The organism is Heyndrickxia acidicola (genome assembly GCF_001636425.1).
Lineage (GTDB): Bacteria > Bacillota > Bacilli > Bacillales > Bacillaceae_C > Bacillus_AE > Bacillus_AE acidicola.
Window position 1 is genome coordinate 4,444,875 of record NZ_KV440953.1, and the last position, 20,462, is coordinate 4,465,336.

The 20,462-nt window shown below is 40.8% G+C and carries 19 protein-coding genes and 1 pseudogene; 13 read left to right on the plus strand and 7 right to left on the minus strand.

All coding sequences use genetic code 11. The annotated features are described in order from the left end of the window. The first annotated feature begins 11 nt into the window (after positions 1 to 11). The 3 genes from A5N88_RS20675 (at position 12) to A5N88_RS20685 (ending at position 4,796) form a co-directional block, all read left to right on the plus strand. A complete protein-coding gene (locus tag A5N88_RS20675) occupies positions 12 to 1,658 on the plus strand; it encodes a M20/M25/M40 family metallo-hydrolase (RefSeq protein ID WP_066269547.1) in 1,647 nt (548 codons plus the stop codon). A 76-nt stretch (positions 1,659 to 1,734) separates the two neighbouring features. Next, complete coding sequence (locus A5N88_RS20680; protein ID WP_066270744.1) at positions 1,735 to 3,213, plus strand: hypothetical protein; 1,479 nt, start codon at positions 1,735 to 1,737, stop codon at positions 3,211 to 3,213. A 641-nt stretch (positions 3,214 to 3,854) separates the two neighbouring features. Next, a complete protein-coding gene (locus A5N88_RS20685) occupies positions 3,855 to 4,796 on the plus strand; it encodes an MBL fold metallo-hydrolase (protein WP_066269549.1) in 942 nt (313 codons plus the stop codon). Between the two features lie 201 nt (positions 4,797 to 4,997). Here the strand turns inward: A5N88_RS20685 and A5N88_RS20690 are convergent, their stop codons facing one another. Both A5N88_RS20690 and A5N88_RS20695 read right to left on the minus strand, forming a co-directional pair. Continuing rightward, positions 4,998 to 5,633 carry a helix-turn-helix domain-containing protein gene (locus A5N88_RS20690; protein WP_066269550.1) on the minus strand — a complete coding sequence of 212 codons (636 nt, stop codon included), beginning with the start codon at positions 5,631 to 5,633 and terminating at the stop codon, positions 4,998 to 5,000. Positions 5,634 to 5,825: 192 nt separating this feature from the next. After that, entirely contained in the window at positions 5,826 to 6,149 is a 324-nt protein-coding gene (locus A5N88_RS20695; RefSeq protein ID WP_066269551.1) for a hypothetical protein, read from the minus strand. A gap of 276 nt (positions 6,150 to 6,425) precedes the next feature. Between A5N88_RS20695 and A5N88_RS20700 the strand changes: the two genes are divergently transcribed. Then, a complete protein-coding gene (locus tag A5N88_RS20700; protein ID WP_066269553.1) occupies positions 6,426 to 7,568 on the plus strand; it encodes a serine hydrolase domain-containing protein in 1,143 nt (380 codons plus the stop codon). A gap of 206 nt (positions 7,569 to 7,774) precedes the next feature. On the opposite strand, the gene A5N88_RS26215 is transcribed toward A5N88_RS20700, so the two are convergent. Next, positions 7,775 to 7,906 carry a hypothetical protein gene (locus A5N88_RS26215; protein ID WP_260525571.1) on the minus strand — a complete coding sequence of 44 codons (132 nt, stop codon included), beginning with the start codon at positions 7,904 to 7,906 and terminating at the stop codon, positions 7,775 to 7,777. Positions 7,907 to 8,139: 233 nt separating this feature from the next. Between A5N88_RS26215 and A5N88_RS20705 the strand changes: the two genes are divergently transcribed. Continuing rightward, entirely contained in the window at positions 8,140 to 8,826 is a 687-nt protein-coding gene (locus A5N88_RS20705; protein WP_083953339.1) for a YoaK family protein, read from the plus strand. Between the two features lie 389 nt (positions 8,827 to 9,215). Here A5N88_RS20705 and ytvA read toward each other — a convergent pair whose 3' ends face one another. Next, on the minus strand, positions 9,216 to 9,827 hold the full coding sequence (gene ytvA, locus A5N88_RS20710; protein WP_083953241.1) for a YtvA family blue-light photoreceptor: 612 nt from the start codon (positions 9,825 to 9,827) through the stop codon (positions 9,216 to 9,218). A gap of 346 nt (positions 9,828 to 10,173) precedes the next feature. Next, positions 10,174 to 10,581 (minus strand): Lrp/AsnC family transcriptional regulator, encoded by a 408-nt coding sequence (locus tag A5N88_RS20720; protein WP_066269557.1) that lies wholly within the window; start codon positions 10,579 to 10,581, stop codon positions 10,174 to 10,176. 117 nt (positions 10,582 to 10,698) lie between these two features. Here A5N88_RS20720 and A5N88_RS20725 point away from each other — a divergent pair, with 117 nt between their 5' ends. Beyond that, on the plus strand, positions 10,699 to 11,457 hold the full coding sequence (locus A5N88_RS20725; protein WP_066269559.1) for an MBL fold metallo-hydrolase: 759 nt from the start codon (positions 10,699 to 10,701) through the stop codon (positions 11,455 to 11,457). A gap of 685 nt (positions 11,458 to 12,142) precedes the next feature. Here the strand turns inward: A5N88_RS20725 and A5N88_RS20730 are convergent. Next, on the minus strand, positions 12,143 to 14,047 hold the full coding sequence (locus A5N88_RS20730; RefSeq protein ID WP_232317604.1) for an APC family permease: 1,905 nt from the start codon (positions 14,045 to 14,047) through the stop codon (positions 12,143 to 12,145). 578 nt (positions 14,048 to 14,625) lie between these two features. On the opposite strand from A5N88_RS20730, the gene A5N88_RS20735 reads away from it, so the two are divergent. Together A5N88_RS20735 and A5N88_RS20740 are read left to right on the plus strand one after the other, a co-directional pair. Continuing rightward, positions 14,626 to 16,002, plus strand: a complete 1,377-nt coding sequence (locus A5N88_RS20735; protein WP_232317605.1) for a copper amine oxidase — start codon at positions 14,626 to 14,628, stop codon at positions 16,000 to 16,002. Positions 16,003 to 16,124: 122 nt separating this feature from the next. Further along, positions 16,125 to 16,763, plus strand: coding sequence for a class F sortase (locus A5N88_RS20740; protein WP_066269562.1), 639 nt, complete (start codon positions 16,125 to 16,127; stop codon positions 16,761 to 16,763). 180 nt (positions 16,764 to 16,943) lie between these two features. On the opposite strand, the gene A5N88_RS20745 is transcribed toward A5N88_RS20740, so the two are convergent. Beyond that, positions 16,944 to 17,498 carry a helix-turn-helix domain-containing protein gene (locus A5N88_RS20745; protein WP_066269567.1) on the minus strand — a complete coding sequence of 185 codons (555 nt, stop codon included), beginning with the start codon at positions 17,496 to 17,498 and terminating at the stop codon, positions 16,944 to 16,946. 115 nt (positions 17,499 to 17,613) lie between these two features. On the opposite strand from A5N88_RS20745, the gene A5N88_RS20750 reads away from it, so the two are divergent. From A5N88_RS20750 to A5N88_RS20765, 5 genes and pseudogenes are all read left to right on the plus strand, one after another. Next, positions 17,614 to 18,195 (plus strand): LysE family transporter, encoded by a 582-nt coding sequence (locus tag A5N88_RS20750; protein ID WP_066269568.1) that lies wholly within the window; start codon positions 17,614 to 17,616, stop codon positions 18,193 to 18,195. 152 nt (positions 18,196 to 18,347) lie between these two features. Then, complete coding sequence (locus tag A5N88_RS26220) at positions 18,348 to 18,473, plus strand: hypothetical protein (protein WP_260525572.1); 126 nt, start codon at positions 18,348 to 18,350, stop codon at positions 18,471 to 18,473. 91 nt (positions 18,474 to 18,564) lie between these two features. Then, positions 18,565 to 18,795: pseudogene (locus tag A5N88_RS25170) on the plus strand (GNAT family N-acetyltransferase); the annotation flags it as partial. A gap of 101 nt (positions 18,796 to 18,896) precedes the next feature. After that, positions 18,897 to 19,109 carry a hypothetical protein gene (locus A5N88_RS20755; protein WP_066269570.1) on the plus strand — a complete coding sequence of 71 codons (213 nt, stop codon included), beginning with the start codon at positions 18,897 to 18,899 and terminating at the stop codon, positions 19,107 to 19,109. Positions 19,110 to 19,331: 222 nt separating this feature from the next. After that, a complete protein-coding gene (locus A5N88_RS20765) occupies positions 19,332 to 20,267 on the plus strand; it encodes a 3-hydroxyacyl-CoA dehydrogenase family protein (protein WP_066269574.1) in 936 nt (311 codons plus the stop codon). The last annotated feature ends 195 nt before the right edge of the window (positions 20,268 to 20,462 follow it).

The window sequence follows — 20,462 nt, forward strand, 5'->3', positions numbered from 1 at the left end:
GAGGGCTTATGATGCCAAAATGGAAAACAAAAGAGCAGGTGGTTCAATTATTATGCGAGCTTGTTCAAATTCCGAGTATTACGGGCTCACAAGCAGAGAGGGTGCTTCCCGATTTTGTCATCGAACAATTATCTGCTTTCTCCTATTTCCAAAAGCATCCTGATCATTTGCAGAAAAACCCGGTTGGAGATGGACGGCATTTTGTGACAGCCCTTGTGAAAAAGAATTCTGAGATCAAAAACACAGTCATTCTTGTCAGCCATTTTGATGTGGTGGACGTGCAGGATTATGGGGTATGGAAAGAATATGCTTTTCAGCCAAAAGAGCTGACTTCGTTATTTTATCGCAATAAAGACAAGGTACCAGAAGCTGTCCGTGATGACATTGCGTCAGGAAATTGGCTGTTTGGCAGAGGGACCATGGATATGAAATGCGGATTAGCCCTTCATATGGCCATGATTGAAAAAGCCATCGGGGGAGCGTTTGACGGCAACATCCTATTGCTTGCGGTTCCGGATGAAGAAGTGAATTCAGCAGGGATGAGGGCTGCGGTTCCAAGGCTATTGGAATTGGCACAGCAGTATGGACTGGACTACACAGCTGTTTTGAATTCGGAACCAATGTTTACCCAATATCCCGGGGACCAAAATAAGTATATTTATACGGGTTCCATTGGAAAGGTACTGCCAGGCTTTTATTGCTACGGAAAAGAGACACATGTGGGAGAACCCTTTGCAGGCCTGAATGCCAACTTTATGGCGTCCATTTTAACGGCGGAACTGGAGTTAAACACAGAGCTTTGTGAAATGGTTGAGGGGGAAGCGGCCCCTCCGCCAACGAATTTACTCCAAAAAGATCTGAAGGAAGAATACTCTGTTCAAATACCACATCGCGCCGTTACACTTTTTAATTTGTTTTTGTTAGAAAAAACCATGGCGGATGTCGTTTTTCTTTTGCATCGAAAAGCCATCCAAGCTGCTGCTAAAATGGATGAATTTTATGCAAAGCGTGCAGCTGAATTCGCAAAATACAGCCCTTTTCATCTTCCTGAGCTTCAAGTAAAGGTCCTGACGTATGAGGAGCTTGTTTCATATGCCATTCATCAGCACGGAAAAGAGAAAATAAAAAGCCTTCAACAGGAGCTGTTAAGCAAGCAGGAGGATAAGGATGACAGAGAAGCAACGATTGAGGCAGTAGATAAACTGGCCATCATGTGCAAAGAACTGGCTCCCATGATCGTCCTGTTTTTTACACCGCCCTACTATCCTGCTGTCAGCTCACGCAACCATCCTTCTATTAAAACGGTAACCCGTGAAATGGCAGCTTATGCCCTCGAAAGGCATGGCATTACGTTTAAAAAACAAAACTACTTTGGCGGGATATCCGATCTTAGCTATGTAGGCTTACAGTATCCTGCAGATTCCATGGGATCTTTTATCCGCAATTTTCCGCTATGGGATCAGGGATACTCCATTCCTCTTAGTGAATTGGAAGAATTCGATGTGCCTGTGATCAATCTGGGGCCGACAGGAAGAGATGCCCATCAATGGACGGAACGATTAGATATCGGCTATTCTCTTGACATTCTGCTCGATATGCTGCCTGTTTGTATTCAAAAGCTTCATGAAGCACCTATAGAAATGCGCGTGATGGAATAAAATGATACCTTGATTATCCTGCCGAAAAAAAGGCCATATTATGGATATGCTTATATATCTATGAATGGAAGGAAACATTGAATTGATGCAGGGAATTGAGATTCATGAAAAAAACATTGAAACAGGGATTTTTCAATTTATCTATCCCTTTTCCATAGAAAACGGGCTTGAGTTGAAGATTCTTCCTTTTTTAAAAGAACATGGCTTTTCCTTTTTTCAAATGGATCAATTGCAAAAAGAAACGGCCTATTACGGGGACTTTAGTGTTTCCCACCGCGAAATGGAAGCATACTTTTTGTCCTTTACAAATAAAGTTCTTTTTCCGCATACCGAACAACAAAAAGGGATCAAACGATACTCAAAGGCCTTAAATGTGAATGCACTGTTAAAAACAGAGCTTGTTTCCATTCCTTTTCAAATTGCATCGATTGATGTGATCCTTTGTCCCTTTGAACTGGGTTTTTTGACGATTCGAACTCAAATAAAGGAATCAATGGAATTATCCCATGCTTTAGAGTTTGCAGGACGCTTTCGTAAGCTTGAGCCAAGAAACGACATAGACAAGAAAACTCAAATCATTTTCAAGGAAAAAGAGTACGGCAAGGTAAATGATTTTGTTTATAACGTCCTGTTTGACGGTTTGCCGCATTTCTTTGAGGATATTCAATCCAAGGGCTCTTATTTTGAGACCTTTCCTTTTTTTGAGGATGAAAGAATGTATGTTCAATCTTTGCTAAGTATCAAAGAAGAGGATGAAATTTGCCCGGCTGATCTATACAGGGCAGGAAGCCTGTGCGGTATCACTTCTGAAGGAGCACCGTTTATCAGTGCCGGCAACGAAGAATACATTCTGGATTATTTAAAGAAAAATGGCTACCATCGCTGGGCACCCTTGACTTACTTTGTGATGGAAGAGCATCTGTTTACATGCCTAACAAAAGAAAATTCCAGAAGGGTGTCAGAGCTCGCAGGCCAGCTTTACGGGGAGTTCTACTATGGGATTTTGCTCAACTTATTCCATAAAATCGTTTTGCTAAAATTAGGCCATGAGTACGCAGAATTGAATATCCAAAACAACAATGCAAATATGGAGAAATTAATTTATTCGATTAACTCCTTCACGGCCAATTACTTTTCTCTAGAACTAATTTCTCAATCGCCGAGCCGCGAGGTGTTTTTTCTCCTTCGAAAAAAGTTTAACATTGAACTGTTATATAAAGAGGCGAAACGAACGCTGAGCAGCTTATTCAAATATCAGGAAAATGTAAATGCAAAAAAAGAAAGCTTATTGCTATTATTGCTGACGCTTTATTCAGTAATTGGCCAAATGTTCGGCATGAGCCTTGTAACCTCGGATTTTATCGGTAAAATCAAGTGGGGCCATGTGCTGAAATATAACCCAGTTGAATATTTCGCCCTCATCGTAGCGGCAAGCGGAATTCTTGTTTCCATTGTATTAGGTCTCCAAAGTATACGCGAATGGCTGATGGACAGGAAAATTCGGAAAAAGTGGATCAAACAAACCGTGATGTCCTCAACGAAAGAAGAGAAATAAAGATGAATTTTGATCTTTTTGAATAGCCTTGCTGCGGTCAACTTTGGAATAGGCCTTCATCTGGTGATGAAGGCTGTTTTGGCATTGGCCGGCGAGTGTACCGGGTATGGATGAAGTCCGTATTGAGGAGATAACCAGTGTTTAGGGTCCTTCATAAGGGTGGTGAAGTCCGTTTCCAGGAGGTAACCAGTGGGAAGAGTCCTTCATAGGGTGGATGAAGTCCATTTTGAGGAAGTAACCAGTGTTTAGGGTCCTTCATAAGGCGGATGAAGTCCATTTTGGAGGAAGTAACCAGTGGGAAGAGTTCTTCATAGGGTGGATGAAGTCCGTATGGAGGAGGTAATCAGTGGTTAGGGTTCTTCATAAGAGGGATGAAGTCCGTTTCGAGGAGGTAACCTGTGGGAAGAGTCCTTCATAGGGTGGATGAAGTCCACTTTGCATATGTAACCAGTGATAAGCGTTTTTTACAAGGTGAATACTATTTTGGCAGAGTCAATAGGAAGTAAAGATCCTCTTTGCATTTTGAATTTTGATAAAGACCGCACAGAAGAAGGAATTTTATTAAACAAACAGAAAGTATATCTTACTTCCGCATCGAAACATTTTTGTTCGGAAGAAAAAAAGCGAAGGGGATAGACTGGATGCCAATCAGTATGATTCAATCGAGATTTTTTTCATTAGCAAAGCTTTCAGAAGGCGTTTTTGCAGCGATTGCGAAAAAAGGCGCAGGGGCAATGAGCAATGCAGGAATTATTGATCTGGGGAATGAAGTGGTTGTTTTTGATACCTTTACTACTCCGAGTGCTGCGAGAGATTTGCGGAAAGCAGCAGAGGATCTAACGCAGAAGGAAATTAAATATGTTTTTAACAGCCATTTTCATGGAGACCACACATTTGGAAATCAAATTTTTCAGGATGCTACTATCATATCAACTCCTGCGACAAGAGACTTACATAGAAAGAATAATAGGATTGAAGATCGTGACAAAGAACTGGAGGAAACAAAGCAGTATTTGAGGCAGCTGAAAGAAAGAGCTAAAACAGAAAGCGATCCTGTTTTACTTTCAAGCCTTGATACCCAGTTAAAAGAGATGTCGAAGGTTTGTGAGGCAATTTCCGATCTTGAAATAGTTCTGCCCAATTTAACCTTTGAAGAAAAGCTGGTCATACATGGTACAGACCGGACAGCAGAATTTTATTGCTTTGGCGGTGGGCATACAGAAAGTGATGCTTTTTTATATATTCCTGAAGAAAAAATTGCCTTTATGGGGGACCTCGTATTAGAAAATCTGCATCCTCCACTATTTCATTCCCAGGAATTTAAAGACAATTTATTAAAGGTTCGTCAATTGGATATAGAAAGAATTGTACCCGGCCATGGCAATATCGTGACAAAAAACCAGATTGACGTCATGATTGCCTATTTGACTCATTTAAATGAAAAAGTAACGCGTTCAATTGAAAAAGGCATGACATTGGAGGAGCTATTAGTCTCAGAGATATCTGCAGACTATGCGGCCTGGACAGGTATTGATGGATATAAACGAAATTTGAATGCCGTATACCAAGAACAAAATCGATAAATCTATTTTATGGTTTGTTTAGGTTAATTTGCTCCGATTACCGCTGTTTAGAAGCATAAAAGCTGCCAGCGTTTACGGCAGCTTTTTTCAGGGTAGTCTTCAACTGAAATAAAGAAAATACAGCGAGGTCGTTCTATTGGGATGAGGGCCCAGCAGCATTGGCCAAATGCAGGGCTCGCTTTACCAAAGACATGGGGGAGGTTATTTATTTAGTATATCAGCAATAATCTGAACAGCCATGGCGTCATCCAAGTAGCCAATCGGGAAAATATAATCAGGAATAACATCCACAGGTGAAATAAAATAGAGCAATGCAGCGCCAATCAAAATCAGTTCTACAGGGGTGCCCTGGCGTAAACGGAATCGTTCATACATTCCTTTTAACTGGCTGATAAAAGGTCCGATTGCTCCTATGCTCTGCAGCTTTGACTCAAATTTGTTTAAAATCGTTTGGGTTCCTTCATTTGTTTGAACATATCCCTTGTATTCCTCCAGCTTTTGTTTAACGCTTCCGATTGTAAAATTTTTCTCGTACAATTCAGAGGCTGCAAGGATATCCTGAATTGAGTTAACGGAGCTTGTAAGATCAAACGTGGTTTCCAGCTTTTGTTCAATCGGGAAACCAGCCGCTTTAAATAAATCCGCGATAGGCACATGAAGGCATTCCGCAAATTTCTGGAGGTGCTCCGGTTTTGCTTTCCTTTTTCCGTTTATAATACGTGAAATGGTAGCTGTATCAATTCCCGTTTTGGCGCTGAGCATCCTCATGGATAATTTCTGTTCCTCTAAAAGCTTTTTTATTTGTTTTCCAAGCTTGTTTGTATCTACGTCGGACATTCTTACGCTTCCTCTCCATTCCAACCATACTTTCACTGTTTTCAAAAAAGATCATTGCACTATAAAGCAGTATTCTTCAAAAAGGGGTAGTTTGTTTTCATAAAATACGATACAATCGTGTTGACGTTTTGTCAACGCAAGGATGCAAAAGAGTGGACATTTTCAGTTGAAACTGTCTGTCCTTAAGTCAGGCTACTTCTCAACATTTTCTTTAACATCCTTATGAATTTCCTTAACCTCGCCATGCATCTTCTTAATTAATTCGAGCTGTTCCATAATGGCTTTATGATCCTCCTTGGCTCTATCTTCTGAATTTTTCCCCAGAATAGTGGTCCCCACGGCTAAAAGAGGAAGGGTAATAAGCTGAATGACATTTGACCAATACATAAGCGTATTCATGTATTTCGGCATCGCCAACGGCAGAAGCGAGTAAATCAAAAATATATAGAATGCCCACATGGTGCCTAGAGCGATTGTTGCATGCTTTGCAAGGAATTCATTAAACTGTTTGATCATGTTCGCTGCACATCCTTTTTCATAGATAGTATTTATTTACCCGGTAACTTAGTAAAATAACAGGATAAAAGTTTCCAAAGATGTTTATAGATGTACATGATGACACAGACTGGAATATGTAATGATTTATAGTTCATTGGGTCCATTTTCCATCCAGTTTTTGAAAATAGATTGAAAGAATCAGTGGAACTCTTATGAAAATTTGCTATAATGGCAGAGGAAAGATGCTTTCACCCTTTTCAAAATATCCGAACGCTCCAAGAAAGGTAGTTATTTATGAAAATCAATAAAGTTGCTGTTTTTTTAGTGTTTGTCATTATTATTCTCCTATTTTTAATTCCGCATTTTACAAAGTCGGCTCATCCAAAGCAAGAAAGCCAGCATCAAACGAAGCCGAACCGCCCAATATATAATCCCAATATTGCCAGGGCTGATACCCGAAAAGCCATTCCGCAAGAACCTGTTCAGGATATTAATCGCAATAGTAAAATAGATACCTATTTAAAGAGTATCCATTTTAATGGAACGGCGATGGTTGTAAAGGATGGAAAGATCGTCATTGATAAAGGCTACGGGTATAGGGACTTTACGAACCACCTTCCCAATAATTCAAATACCGTATTTTATTTAGCATCCATTTCTAAAATTTTCGTATCTACCGCTATCATGCAGCTTCAGGAGCAGAACAAATTAAACATCCATGATAAGGTAAGCAAATATATTCCTGACTTTCCAAACGGAAACCGCATTACACTTTATGAACTGCTGACACACACCTCCGGGATACCGGAGCACGCAGAAACCGCAGCAAAGATTTCCCATGATGATCTGATTAAAAAGATTGAAAAGGGCAAATTGCGTTTCAAACCAGGGACAAGATGGCTGTATAGTGATTCAAACTATTCGATTCTTGCCTATATTTTAGAAAAAGTGACAAACGATACGCTGCAACACTATGTTCAAACGAATATATTTAATGTAGCCGGGATGAAACATACTGGTTTCGGCGATCAATTTTATCAGGAAAAATATCAATCGATCGGCTATAAGAAAAAAAATAATAAGCTGATTTCTCCGGGGCTTCCGGATATGTCCGAGCTATTCGGCTGCGGCGATATTTATTCCACACCATACGATATGTACAAGTTTGATAAGGCGCTTTATACTGGAAAGCTCTTATCTCCATTAAGCCTGAGGCAGGTGTTTACACCTAGATTCCATCATTACGGGCTGGGAATCTATCATGATCCTGGCAGCTATTCCGATCACGGAGTACTCCCTGGGTATAACTTATTGAACAGCTTTGGATTAAGGGGCACCAAATACGTTGTTCTTTTCTCCAATATTCAAAATGGAGTCAAATCCTTAGGTGTCGTCAATAACCAAATATTTATGATGTTAAACGAAACCGCGGAGTAAGCTCTCCGTGGTTTTTTTGATCTTGATCCGGCCCTTGCTGCTTTTTAAAAACTGTATAATGCTCAAATAGTAGTTGCATGGACAGAGTACTATAGAAGTACTAAAATAAAGGCTTAGTTAATCCTGCTGGTTGATTTCCGCTGCAGGCACTCGCTTTCCGCGGGGCGGCCGGGAGTCTCCTCGTCGCAAGCTCCTGCGGGGTATCCCTAAGCCTGCTTTTCCCGCAGGAGTTTCGTACCTTCCGCTTCAATCAACTTTGGATTCAAATCTACATTAGATGTATTTGAGGCATGGGAAGTGCCATGAACATCCTGCTGGTTGATTTCCGGTATAGGCACTCGCTCTCCAATGGCGGCAACGGAGCCTCCTTTGCAGGGTCTCTACTTACATAGTTTTAATACTAAACATATATTTAAATTGATATTTTTGTGTTCAATAGCAACAAAGTTTACGAAAAGAGCCTCCCCTAAAGAAAATGTACTGCAGAATGGAAGTGAAAGAATTGGAAGAAAAAGAAAATCAAAGAACATCTGGTATGAGGTTTAGAAGAATAAGCATCAGGAAAGGAAGAATGGCTGCGAGGGTGCCGAGGCTGACATCTGAATCCCTGCATCTAGGAATCTTGCTTGCGATTGTTGGAGGATATCTGGATTCTTATACCTTTTTAAGCAGAGGGGGCGTGTTTGCAAATGCCCAAACCGGCAATATCGTGTTGCTTGGAATCAAGATTGCCCAAGGCAATTGGACACAGGCACTCCTTCATATTCCGCCTATACTGGCATTCGTCCTCGGTGTCGGGGTCGTGGAAAGCTTTAAAAGTCCCCGTATGAAAAAGCTGTTCAAGCTCCCTGCACGTGCCATCTTGCTGCTTGAAATCGCTGTATTGATTATAGTTGGCATGCTGCCTGAGGGTATTCCGAATATCATTGTTACGGTGGTGATTTCCTTTGTCGCATCGCTTCAGGTATCATCCTTTAGAAAGCTGATTACCTGGTCCTATAATACAACAATGACTACTGGAAACCTTAGGACCGCTACTCAAGCTGCATATCGGGCCATGATGGAAAAAAATAAAGAAGCAGCCGGACAGGCTCTTAAATTCTACACCATTATTGGCTCTTTCTTATTCGGTGCGTTAGGCGGAGGAATTTTGACTATGCATTTGGAAAACCGCGCTATTTGGATAGCCGCTGTTCTGCTTGTATGTGCCTTCCTTTTGTTAGAATCGAATCAGCGTATAGAAAAAGAGAAGAAATAGAACGGCAGGGGCTCAAGGGATGTTTGCAAAGCTAAGATGGCTGCCGCAAGTTTTTCACAAGGCTTACGTACATTCAATCATTCGGATATTGTTTGTGTTTGCGGATATCATTTCATATGTGTCCACAAGTTGTTTTCTAACAACAATAAAGTGTGCAAAAGAGATAAAGTGCCCTGCAGAAGATGCACCTTAGATGCTGAAAAACTGGATGTTATTTTGGGACCTGTGCCAAAGCGGTTTGTGTATTTGGGAATATACGGATTCGCAGTAAATTTTCTTTATACTGAATGAGGTGCATAGACATTTCAGGAGAAATTCCGGATAGGATCAATTCAATCCCCATGAGCTTCAGCCAGTCGTAGATGGTAGAGATATGATAAGCGAACCGCTCATCGTAGGTAACTAACTAAGCCGGAAAGATCAATTAAAAGAGTATGGTGGCTACTCAAAGCCTTATAGCTGGCTAAGGTAGAAAAGAGGATGTCTACCAGTTTATCTGATAGAATTCCTATCAAGGGAACAATGGAAATCCCTTCTTCGAGTGGAACAATGGGTGTGGATAATTGTTCGATTTCAGCCAATGCATCACCAAGCCTTTGCTGGTACAGAACTTCATTGGTAATATCTTTTTGAACTCCGAAAAAATAATATTTTTGTTCTTTATCATTATAGACAGGATCGATTGTCAATTGGTTATAGAAAATCTCGCCGTCTTTACGATAATTTAATAGAGTCAGAGAGACGGATGTGAAATTCTCCAGTGTCTGCTTGATCTTTTTTACATCATCGTTCTTTGTAAGCTGCCCTTGTAAAAACCGGCAGTTTTTTCCCAGAATGTCCTCCGCTTCATACCCAGTAATCCGGGTGAACCCCTCATTGACATAAATAATCGGATTGTCATCCAAATCCGGATCAGTAATGACAATTCCGCTTTGCGAGGCATTCAAAGCCTGCACTAATAATTCCCAGTCGTGATTTAGAATAGAGTGTTGTTCAGCCATATGAGTGATACACCTTTCTTTCTGAAAATAATAGATAATGGTTAAACACTACCATAGTTAACTTGAAAATACGATAAATAGGTAAGCTGTTCAGTAAACCCTGTATAATGGGAGTGCGCAGGATTGCTTCCCGATCTTTAAGAATCCTGCCATTTAAGTAACGGAATGATTGGACTTCCAGCTCCGGGCTGGAAGGGCAAAAAAGCAATGAGTCCAAACCCAGCGACCAGCAGACTTCCCGTCTCCTCCCTGCGTTAAGTCATCATTGAAAAGCTGTCAATTTTATCTCAGCTGAAGACCTACAGACTGTCCTTCGCTAAAAGGGTACGCAGAGGAAGCAAAGTCTTCATCTGTCAATGACAATCGAAAGCTTGTAGTTTGCAAGCTGGTTCAGCTCGTTTAAAAAAGAATTGAGATCTGCTGGGGAGTGAAAACGGCATTCGAGAAGATAGCATCCTTCACCGCTGATTTTAAAATTATGAATGACATTTGAAGGGTGTTCTTTTAAAAAGGATAGGTAATCTGTGTGCTCCATGCCTTTCGTATAAATATTGATAAAACAATGAACGTTGTAGCCCATTTTCAGTTCGTTGATTCTAACCGTATATCCTTCAATAAAGCCTTCTGCTTCAAGCTTTAAGACTCTGGCTGCAGCGGCCTGCCCCGTTAAATGAACCTTTTTGCCCAGCTCCTTCATGGTGATTCGTCCGCAAGCCGATAATTCTTCTACTATTCTTCTGTCTGTGCTGTCCATTTTTAACTCCTTTCAAAATTCAAGTGTAGGTTGAAAAACACTTTCATTAATCTATGTAAAGGAATCTTTCCTTTATTTTATACTATATAAGAAAGATACAAAAAGGAGGAGACAAGTATGAATATTAGATTAATAAGAAATGCCACACTTGTTCTAGACTATGCCGACAAGAGGTTTTTAATTGATCCTTTTTTGGCTGAAAAAGGTTCTATGCCCCCTTTTTCCAATACTCCTAATCAGGAGAAAGCCAATCCGCTTGTTCCGCTGCCTTTACCTATAGATGAAATTATACAGGCCGATGCGGTCTTGGTGACACATTTGCACCCAGACCATTTTGACCAAACAGCAATACATGCACTCCCAAAAGATATAGCTATCTTTACACAAAATCAGGCTGATGCAGAAACGGTTAGGGGATATGGATTTGTCAATGTAGGAGATCTGCAAAAAACGGTTCATTTAGGAGAGATAAAAATACAGAGAACGAATGGACAGCATGGGATAGGGGAGATCACGAAAAGGACCGGAAAAGTCTCAGGGCTCATTTTTAAGCATCCTGATGAAAAGACTTTGTATGTGGCTGGGGATACGATCTGGTGCCAGGATGTCGAGGAGGCGATCCAACAATCAAAACCTCAGATCATTGTCGTGAATGGAGGTGCTGCACAGTACTTAGAGGGAGGACACATTACCATGACAAAAGAAGATATTTATAAAACCCAGCAAGCTGCACCCGCTGCCAAAATCGTCGTGGTTCATATGGAGTCGCTTAACCACTGTTTATTATCAAGGGATGAATTGAAAGCATTTATTGAAGACAAAGGCCTTTCGAAAAGCATTCTGCTACCGGATGACGGGGAAGGCTATTCGTTTTAATCATCCGCTTTAGGAGCAGGAAAGAATTTTTCCAAGACTTACAAACAATCATATATGTCACGAATGCTTAGTAAAGCTGAAAAAGAGAGGGCCTGCTAATCTTATAGATTTAAGGTCAAGATGCGTATATAAATTTTAAACCGGGCAACCAAATTGTACTTATTTGGCTGCCTGTTTACATTCTCGCCCTCATTCGAATTGGTGTAGGTGTAAAGGGAGAACAGCTCTCCATCGGGCGGATGAAGGCCCAAACGAGCATGAGCAAAGGGAGAAAAGTCCTTCATCGGATGGATGAAGGACCAAACAAGCACGAGCAAAGCAAGAAAAATCCTTCATCAGGTCTATGAAGGCCCAAACGAGCATGAGCAAAGGGAGAAAAGTCCTTCATCAGGTGAATGAAGGCCCAAAGGAGCACGGGCAAAGCAAGAAAAGTCCTTCATCGGGTGAATAAACGACCATAACCCTATTAAGAAGCATTCAACTTAATCAAAACCTTCACAATCTCAGTTTACAAAGGCATGATACTGGGAGTATTCACTTCTATTATTTGCATACAACAACTATAAAACAGGGCCGCATATGCAGCCCTGTTTTTCTAGAATTTATTAACTACTCTAGCGCCTATCGAATTCTCCGTCTCAGTGGAAGAAGATGAAATCCGTACGCTCATTGCGCTTTCAAGTCATTATTTTTTCAAATGATATGGAACCGTTGTAATCACGATGTCTTTATGCTTTAAAAGCCAAATCCTCAGTAAAATGGCTGTTTGGTTGTGCAATAAATTGTGCCACCATTTTCTTGAAATAAACTGAGGGATAATAATTTGGATATGATCGTCTTCTGCTTTCCGTTCCTCTATGATCCGTATTAATCGGATGAGCGGCTCTAGGACGGAGCGGTATTTACTTTTCAAGGTAACGAGACGGCATGGTGAGCCCCATTCCTCCCATTTTTTCTCCATCCTATCAATCGAGGTATCGTCAAATCCTATATAAACCGCGAGCGGATCATCCGTAATACTTTTCGCAAAGGAAAGGGTGCTGTTAACGACACGATGAACACCGGATACCAGTACAAGGGAAATAACCTGGTTTGCTTTCGGATGGATGGTCTTGAGATCAATCCTTAATTCATCCGCTACATCCTCGTAATGCCTGTAGATTGAAAGTGAGAAGAAAATCAGAATCGGGATAATGATTAACACAATCCAGGCTCCGCTTGTGAATTTCGTCACTCCAAATATGATGGCAACAATGGATGTGACAATGGCCCCAACTATATTAATGGTGAGTTTCGTCTTCCAATGTGGTCCCTTTATTCTTTTCCATCTCTTTACAAGACCGAACTGGGCAATGGAGAAGGACAGGAACACGCCGATTGCATATAAAGGAATCAAGGCATTTGTATGAGCCTGAAATGCAATAATCAAAATACTAGCAGTAGCAGCAAGAGCAATAATCCCATTGGAATATCCCAAGCGGTCTCCGCGGTTGGTTAACCCGCGCGGCAGGAAGCCATCCTTCGCTACAATCGCTGCGAGCTGGCTAAAGCCTGTGAAGGTAGAATTCGCTGCCAAAATTAAAACAATAAAGGTAAACCAGATAATCAATTGATAGATAATGCCATGGCCGAAATATAGTTCTGTTAATTGTGAAAGCATGGTATTGTTCGGGTTTGGTGTAATTCCTTTTACATATAAATGAAAGGCAAACCCCAGCAGGGTGATGGATGTCACAACGCCAAGAGCAATGTAGGTCTTAATGGCATTTTTCTGTTTTGGATCCCTGAAGACAGGAACTGCATTCGAGATCGTTTCAATCCCTGTTAAGGCTGAACAAGCAGAGCTAAAGGCTTTTAAAATTAATAAGACACTTAACCCTTTAGGCACAGATCCGAATGGCGGGGTGGCTTTTTGCACAAAGCCGTGCTGCACCTCATTAAAGAGACCGGTGAAAATTAATAAAAGCATACAAACGGCAAAACCAATGGTAGGCCAAGCCAGTATTTTTGCGGATTCTGCCACACCGCGAAGGTTAACAACCAATAAAATGAATACACATACAATGGCCATGATGGTTTCATAAGGGGCAACAACCGGATAGGCAGAAGAGACTGCTTCGATCGCCGCTGAAACGGACACAGCCACTGTTAAAACATAATCGACCAGTAACGAACTGCAAGCGATTAGCGAAACCCATTTCTGCTTAAAATTATCTTTGGCAATGGCATAGGCTCCCCCGCCATTTGGGTAAGCAAGAATTCCCATAATATAGGAAAGGATTAAAATGATCAGCAGCACTACTGTTGCAGTCGTAATGGGAATGATCATCCACTTAGCGCTGGGACCAAGGCCCACAAGCTCTGTCATTCCGGATTCGGGGCCGTACGCTACAGATGAGTATAAATCAGCAGAAAGGATCGGCAGGGCAATAAACCAGATTAATTTATTATGCTGTGCGTTCAATTCCGCGGTTCTCATCGGACGCCCAATTAAAACCCGTTTAACACTTATAAAATTAGAAATGGCAAACCAAATGGCAATAATGGCCAAAATAATAAAAATTGGTTCTAATATTTGCGTTATGTGCACGTTGTCTAGCTCCTTTTTGTAGGAAGTAAAAATTGGCTGGCGTATAAGCTATTCTGTTCAGCCTTTAAAATAAAAGAGTCATATGTATTATATTCTTATTCTTCTTTTTTAAAAGGAAAACTGAACAATCGCTCTTTAAAAAATAACTCTCATCCAAATGGGCTATTTTATCCCTTTTCCTCCTATTAAAATTGTGAGTGTATTATTTCATGATAGTACCCTCAACAAAAGAAATTGTAAAGCACCTATTTTCATAAGAAAAATAGAGGAAGCAATCAGACCTGATTCAGCTGGACAGAAGGATCTTAAGATTGTTTTCCACACCAGTCTGAAGTTTGTTTACCAAATTGTGACTGACGTTAACGTAAGACCTTCATCGCGTTTATGATACCCATTTACCAGGTTGAAAAACTGAAAAAAATCTTCACCGCCTGCTTAAACGCAAGCAAGTTCCCATACAATAGCTTTCCCCAAAATGACATTTCAAAGATTTTTTAAGAAAAAATTCATTTTAGTGTGATCCAAATCTGAACTCCTTTCGTTACTAGAGTAAATACAAATTAAAAGGAGTGTTTTTCATGAATATTAATGTAAAGAAAACGTTGGTGAGTGTACCCTTAAGTCTATCACTTCTTATTCCGGCTGCAGGATCAATCAGTGCATCTGCCAGCACAATGAATGGCAATATGATGATGTCACCATCTGCTTCAATTGCATCACCGGCAGCTAATTTACGGGCTGACTTGGACAGCCTGTTATCCGAGCATGCATATCTTGCTATTATTACAATGCAGAAGGGTGCAAAAGGTGCAAAGGATTTTCAAGCAGCTGCAAATGCATTAAACCAAAACACCGACAATTTAAGTAAGGCGGTAGCATCTGTATATGGAGAACAAGCCGGCATGCAGTTTAAACAAATTTGGGGCAGCCATATCGGATATTTCGTGGATTATGTAAAAGCAACAGTCGCTAAAAATGATGCTGCCAAGCAAAAAGCGATGAAAAACCTGAATTCATACACCATTACACAAGCAGACTTTTTCTCCAAAGCAACAGGAGGAAGATTGTCAGCAGCACAGCTTGAAGAAGGCCTTAAGATGCATGTACAAGATCTTCTTGATGCATTTAACAATTATGTCGCTGGGAATTATACAGCTGCTTATATGAACGTCAGAGAAGCCATCAGCCATATGTATACACCAGGAAAAGGGCTCTCATGGGCGATCACGCAGCAATTTCCTTCTAAATTCAATCATTCAACGGTAGACACACCAGCCGTTGAGCTTCGTGAAAAATTAAACTATCTGTTGTCTGAACATGCCGCTCTTGCGATTACCGCGATGCAAAAAGGCGGAGATGGAGCGAAGGATTTCCAGGCTGCCGCTGCCGCATTAAATAATAATACGATGGATTTATCCAACGCAATTGCTTCCGTTTATGGAAGTGCTGCAGGGAAACAATTCCAACAAATTTGGAGCAGCCATATCGGATATTTCGTGGATTATGTAAAAGCGACAGGTAATAAGGATACAAAAGGCAAGGATATGGCGATCAGTAATCTTAATTCCTATCGGGTAAAACAAGCCCAATTCCTATCAACGGCTACTGGAGGACGATTAAAGGTTGCCGATTTAGAAGCAGGATTAAAAACTCACGTCGACGAGCTATTGTATGCCTTTAACAGCTATGAAGCTGGAAATTACACTGCCACTTACTCTGAGGTGAACACAGCGTACATGCATATGTTTATGGTAGGCCAGGGTCTTGCCAGCGCCATTGTCAGCCAATTCCCAAGTAAATTTGAAAGCAGCATGCCTTCCAAAATGCCTAAAACAGGATTGACACCGCCTGCTGAGCATAACAGCACCAATACGGTGGCGGAATGGACAGTAATCGGGCTTGCGTTATCCTCTATCCTTGCAGCCATGATGATACGCAGAAAAAAAACAAACTAAGATAACAGCTATGGAATAGGAGGGGAGTTCCTCTACTATTTTTAAAAGGTTTTCGTATAGAGCTGTAAATATTATTTCAGGTAAACAGCCCTTTAAGAATATGAATAAGAGCGGTGAGTGAAATGAAACGATTAGCTGTGATAGTATGCATACTGCTTGTAACAGCCGTTTTTGCAGGCTGTACCAGCAGTATGAATGCCAAAAAAGAAAGTGCCAGTACAGATAAATCTGTACAAGTACACAAACAGCCGGTTGCAGTATCGATGCTGAAAGCACCTGCACAAATGGCCGTTTCTCAGGCAGAATCTGAGGAACCAGCAGGAGTGATTCCCGAAACATTGGAAATTCCTGCGATTCATGTAAAAGCCTCTGTAGACAAAGTGGGCTTGCTTCCGAGTGGGAAGGTCGGAGTTCCAAAAGGCAGCAAAACGGTAGCCTGGTATAAAGACGGAACGAAGCCCGGAGATCAAGGCAATGCAGTGATTGATGGGCATGTGGATGATACTGTGAATCCAGCCGTATTTTATCATTTAAACAAGCTAAAACCGGGTGATAAGCTTTATATATTGGATAGCAAAGGCAAGAAGCTTACATTTGTTGTCAAAAGGCTTGCTGTCTATCCGCGAAATAATGCTCCTATTGATCAAATATTCGGCTATACCTACAGCCGCATGCTGAATTTAATTACCTGTGAAGGCAAGTATAATCCTGTGACCACTGAAAGATCGAACCGTTTAGTGGTGTATACAGAACTGCAGTAATTGTGAATCCTATTGTAGAGGAGAAGAGCCAGGAGATCTTGGCTCTTTTTCGTGTCGGTGTTTATTAGAGAATGCCCTTGTTAAATTGAACTACAGGAAAAATGCATTAAAATGCTGGAAAATAAATGGCCGCACATCCTTTTAAAAGGAGAAAATCCCTGTTTTTTTAAAAACAAGGATTTACTCAGGATAGTATATGACCATACTTAATTGAACGATTGAGTCTCCCTCATTCCGATAAATATGGGACCTGTCCGCTTTGAATTTGATTGAATCCCCGGGAAGCAGGTGAAATTCTTCTCCATTTACAACTATGTTTAATTGCCCCTCGAATACTGTTATATATTCTTCTGTCCCTTCTGTGTGCGGTTCTGACTCCAAAGCTCCCTCTTTTTCAATTTCCACAGAATACATTTCAAATCGTCTATTCTCTTGAAAAGGAAAATAGGGATATACACGATATTTTCCATCATCCTCGGACAAGACCTGTACATCACTTTTCTGAACAACAATTGTATCCGGCTGTGGATTATTGATAAGAGAGGTAAAAGAGATTTTTAGCCCATTTGCAATTTTCCACACCGTGGTGATGGTCGGGCTTGATTCCCCTCTTTCGATTTGGCCGATCATGGTTTTGCTGACTCCCGTAAGCTCTGCCACCCGTTCAAGGCTTAGCTTTTTTTTATCTCTAAAGGCCTTTAAATTTCGTGCAATAATTAACTGGACATCTTCCATTTTAAGTTACTCTCCTCTTGTGCTCTATAACGTCTATAATATACAATGATAAAGTACAATTTAAACGTTATATTGGTTTTTCTGGTCATTATAACATATGAAGGGGTTGTTCTTTATGCATATCATACCATTCTTGCTGTATGTTTTTGTTGCCTCATTTACTCCTGGTCCCAATAATATTATGGCAATGGGCCTTGCCCATCAATTTGGCTTTAAAAAGGCATTTCGATTTTGTATCGGTGTAGGAATTGGATTCTTTGTCATAATGGAACTGTGCAGTTATTTTAATCTTTTGCTGAAGGACTTTATTCCCAAGATTGAGTTTGGCATGACTTTGTTAGGCACCGTTTATATGCTGTATTTAGCATTTAAGATGCTTAAGAATAAATCTAAGGCCAATGCGGATACAAATTTTAAGAGCAACTTTTTGGCAGGGGTGCTTTTACAGTTTATCAATCCTAAAGCCATTTTATATGGTTTAACCACTATATCTACTTTTATCATTCCGAATTATCACTCTAACGTGAGCCTGCTTATCTTTTCCTTGTTATTAGCCTTTATTGGCTTGGCCGCAACGTCACTATGGGGTGTTTGTGGATCGGTTTTTCAAAAATTTCTTACTCAATACCGAAGTCAGTTTAACATCGTCATGGCGTTGTTATTAGTGTATAGCGCTATTTCAATCATGTTTGAATGACGGAGAACCTATTGGGAGAATAGCAGCACACTGGTACATCAATAAAAATTTGATTTGGGCAGAATAGCAGTAAACAATACCAAAAGACTTCCTATCATAAGGCAAAAACTGTAAAATAGAATTGAGACTTCATTAAGCTAAGGGGGATGCAGATGATCTGGGCAGAAATCGTGGCAGGAATCTTATCAATAGCTGGTTATATGAGCTTGGGATGGTATTTTAATGAAGTGGAAAAGGACGAGAAGCGTTTAAAAAAAGTGAAAACAAGCAAAAATTGATCATTTTGACTGCCCTTTCGGCGTTTTTTTTAAGGGATAAAAAATAATGCATTGCCTAGTTTAAGCGCCTATCGATTAGGGAAAAGGACTTGCAAGCAATTTATGTGCTCTATTTATCCGCCATGCCTTTTTAGATTTAGATTCGAATAAAGTTGAAATAAATGTAGCTGAGAAAAATCTCAGGAGCCGTACCATTCCAGAAAGAGTGGGATTTAAGAAAGAAGGAACCATCCGGGATTATGAGTTTTTAAATAGAGAGTTTCACGACCGGGTCATATATGGTCATTTGAATAAAGAGTGGCAGGCTTTGCAAACAGAATAGTGCTCCGGTCCTCCTTTAAGATTTTTGTTCCTTACATAAATAAGAAAAAATGGCAAAAAATAAGTCAGTGCCAAAATAATCCTTTAAAGGAGCGATTGAAAATGGTCCAGGAGAAGCAATTGGGAGATGAACTAAAGCAAATGTATTTAACATCTCAACTGCCTGTTTCAATGGAGGAACAAATTAATTATTTGGCTGACCGGCTGCGAAACGGCCAGATAACTTTGGATGACCTGAAAGGACAGGACGAAGGGGTTCAGGAAAAAATTCACGAGGCTATGTCCAAAATCGAAGGTGGAAATACGCTCTCTTGATCCTGTCAAAAATGCTGGCCAGCTCTACTAGAAAAAGCCATTTTCCATTGGGGAAGAGGCTTTTTTTGGTTCTGTTAAAGCCAATGGTGAGGGGAATGTTTACACGAGAATCCCGAGCCGCCCGACGAAAAGCAAGTGTCTGGTATGGAAATCAACAGCCATGGAAGGAACATTTCTCTTTTTTGTAGAAATAGTCTATTAAAAAGGGAAGTGAGCATAAAAATGAAAACGATTTCAGTAATTGGCTCTGGTGTTATGGGGCATGGCATTGCCCAAATTTTCGCTTTAAAGGGCCATCAAGTTTTTCTTTATGATTTAAACGAGGGACTATTAAAAAAAGCTTTTAGTCAAATAGATCAAAATCTTTCATTGCTTGTAAAGGAAGCGGTGTTACAAGAGGAAAAAAAGGCTGAAACCCTATCAAGAATATCGCTTTGCACAAGTCTCAAGGAATGTGTAGAAACAGCTGATTTTATTATTGAGGCTATTCCTGAAATCCTTGAACTAAAATGGTCCATATACCAGGAGCTGGATGAGCTTGCACCTGCTAATGCTATCATCGCATCCAATACCTCTACTTTTCCTCTTTCAAAATTAACGGAAAAAAGCCAGAGGCCGGAACGCATGATTATTACACATTTCTTCAATCCTGCTCAAACGGTGCCTCTTGTGGAAATAGTAAAAGGTGAAAGTGCTAACAGTAACACAGTAAAAGAAACAATCGAGTTAATGAAGAAAATTGGCAAAGTGCCTGTCGAGTTAAAAAAGGAAACACCCGGATTTATTGCCAATCGGCTGCAGGCTGCATTAATGAGGGAAGCCTTTCATTTACTGGCAGAAGGAGTGGCCAGTGCAGAGGAAATTGATAAGGCGGTTACGGCAGGACCCGGTTTCCGTTGGAGTGTTTCCGGCCCGTTTGAAATAGCCGATTTCGGGGGTTTGGACACCTGGAAGCGCGTCCTTGATCAGCTTTCCCCGGAGCTATCCACGGAGGAGAGTGCTCCCGATCTTATCAATATACATGTCCAAAAAAATCAACTCGGTGCCAAAACGGGCAGCGGCATCTACTCCTACACGGAGGACAACCTTTCTAAAAAGCACCAGGAAAGAGAGCGGAAATTACTGAAGCAGGCGCTGCACACAGAGTGGATGGAGTAGGGCAATAGGACTGGAGTTTCAGGGTTGCTAAGTTTTACGGGAATTAAATCTGCACTTTAGCAAAGTTTTAGCCGGTAAACGGGGAATTCAGAACATGTTTGGTGGGAAATTCACAAAAATCCCTCCTGAATAAAGAACAGGAGGGATTTTTGTGTGCGGAAATGTTGGATGGGGGATAAGGGAACAGTGGAAAAT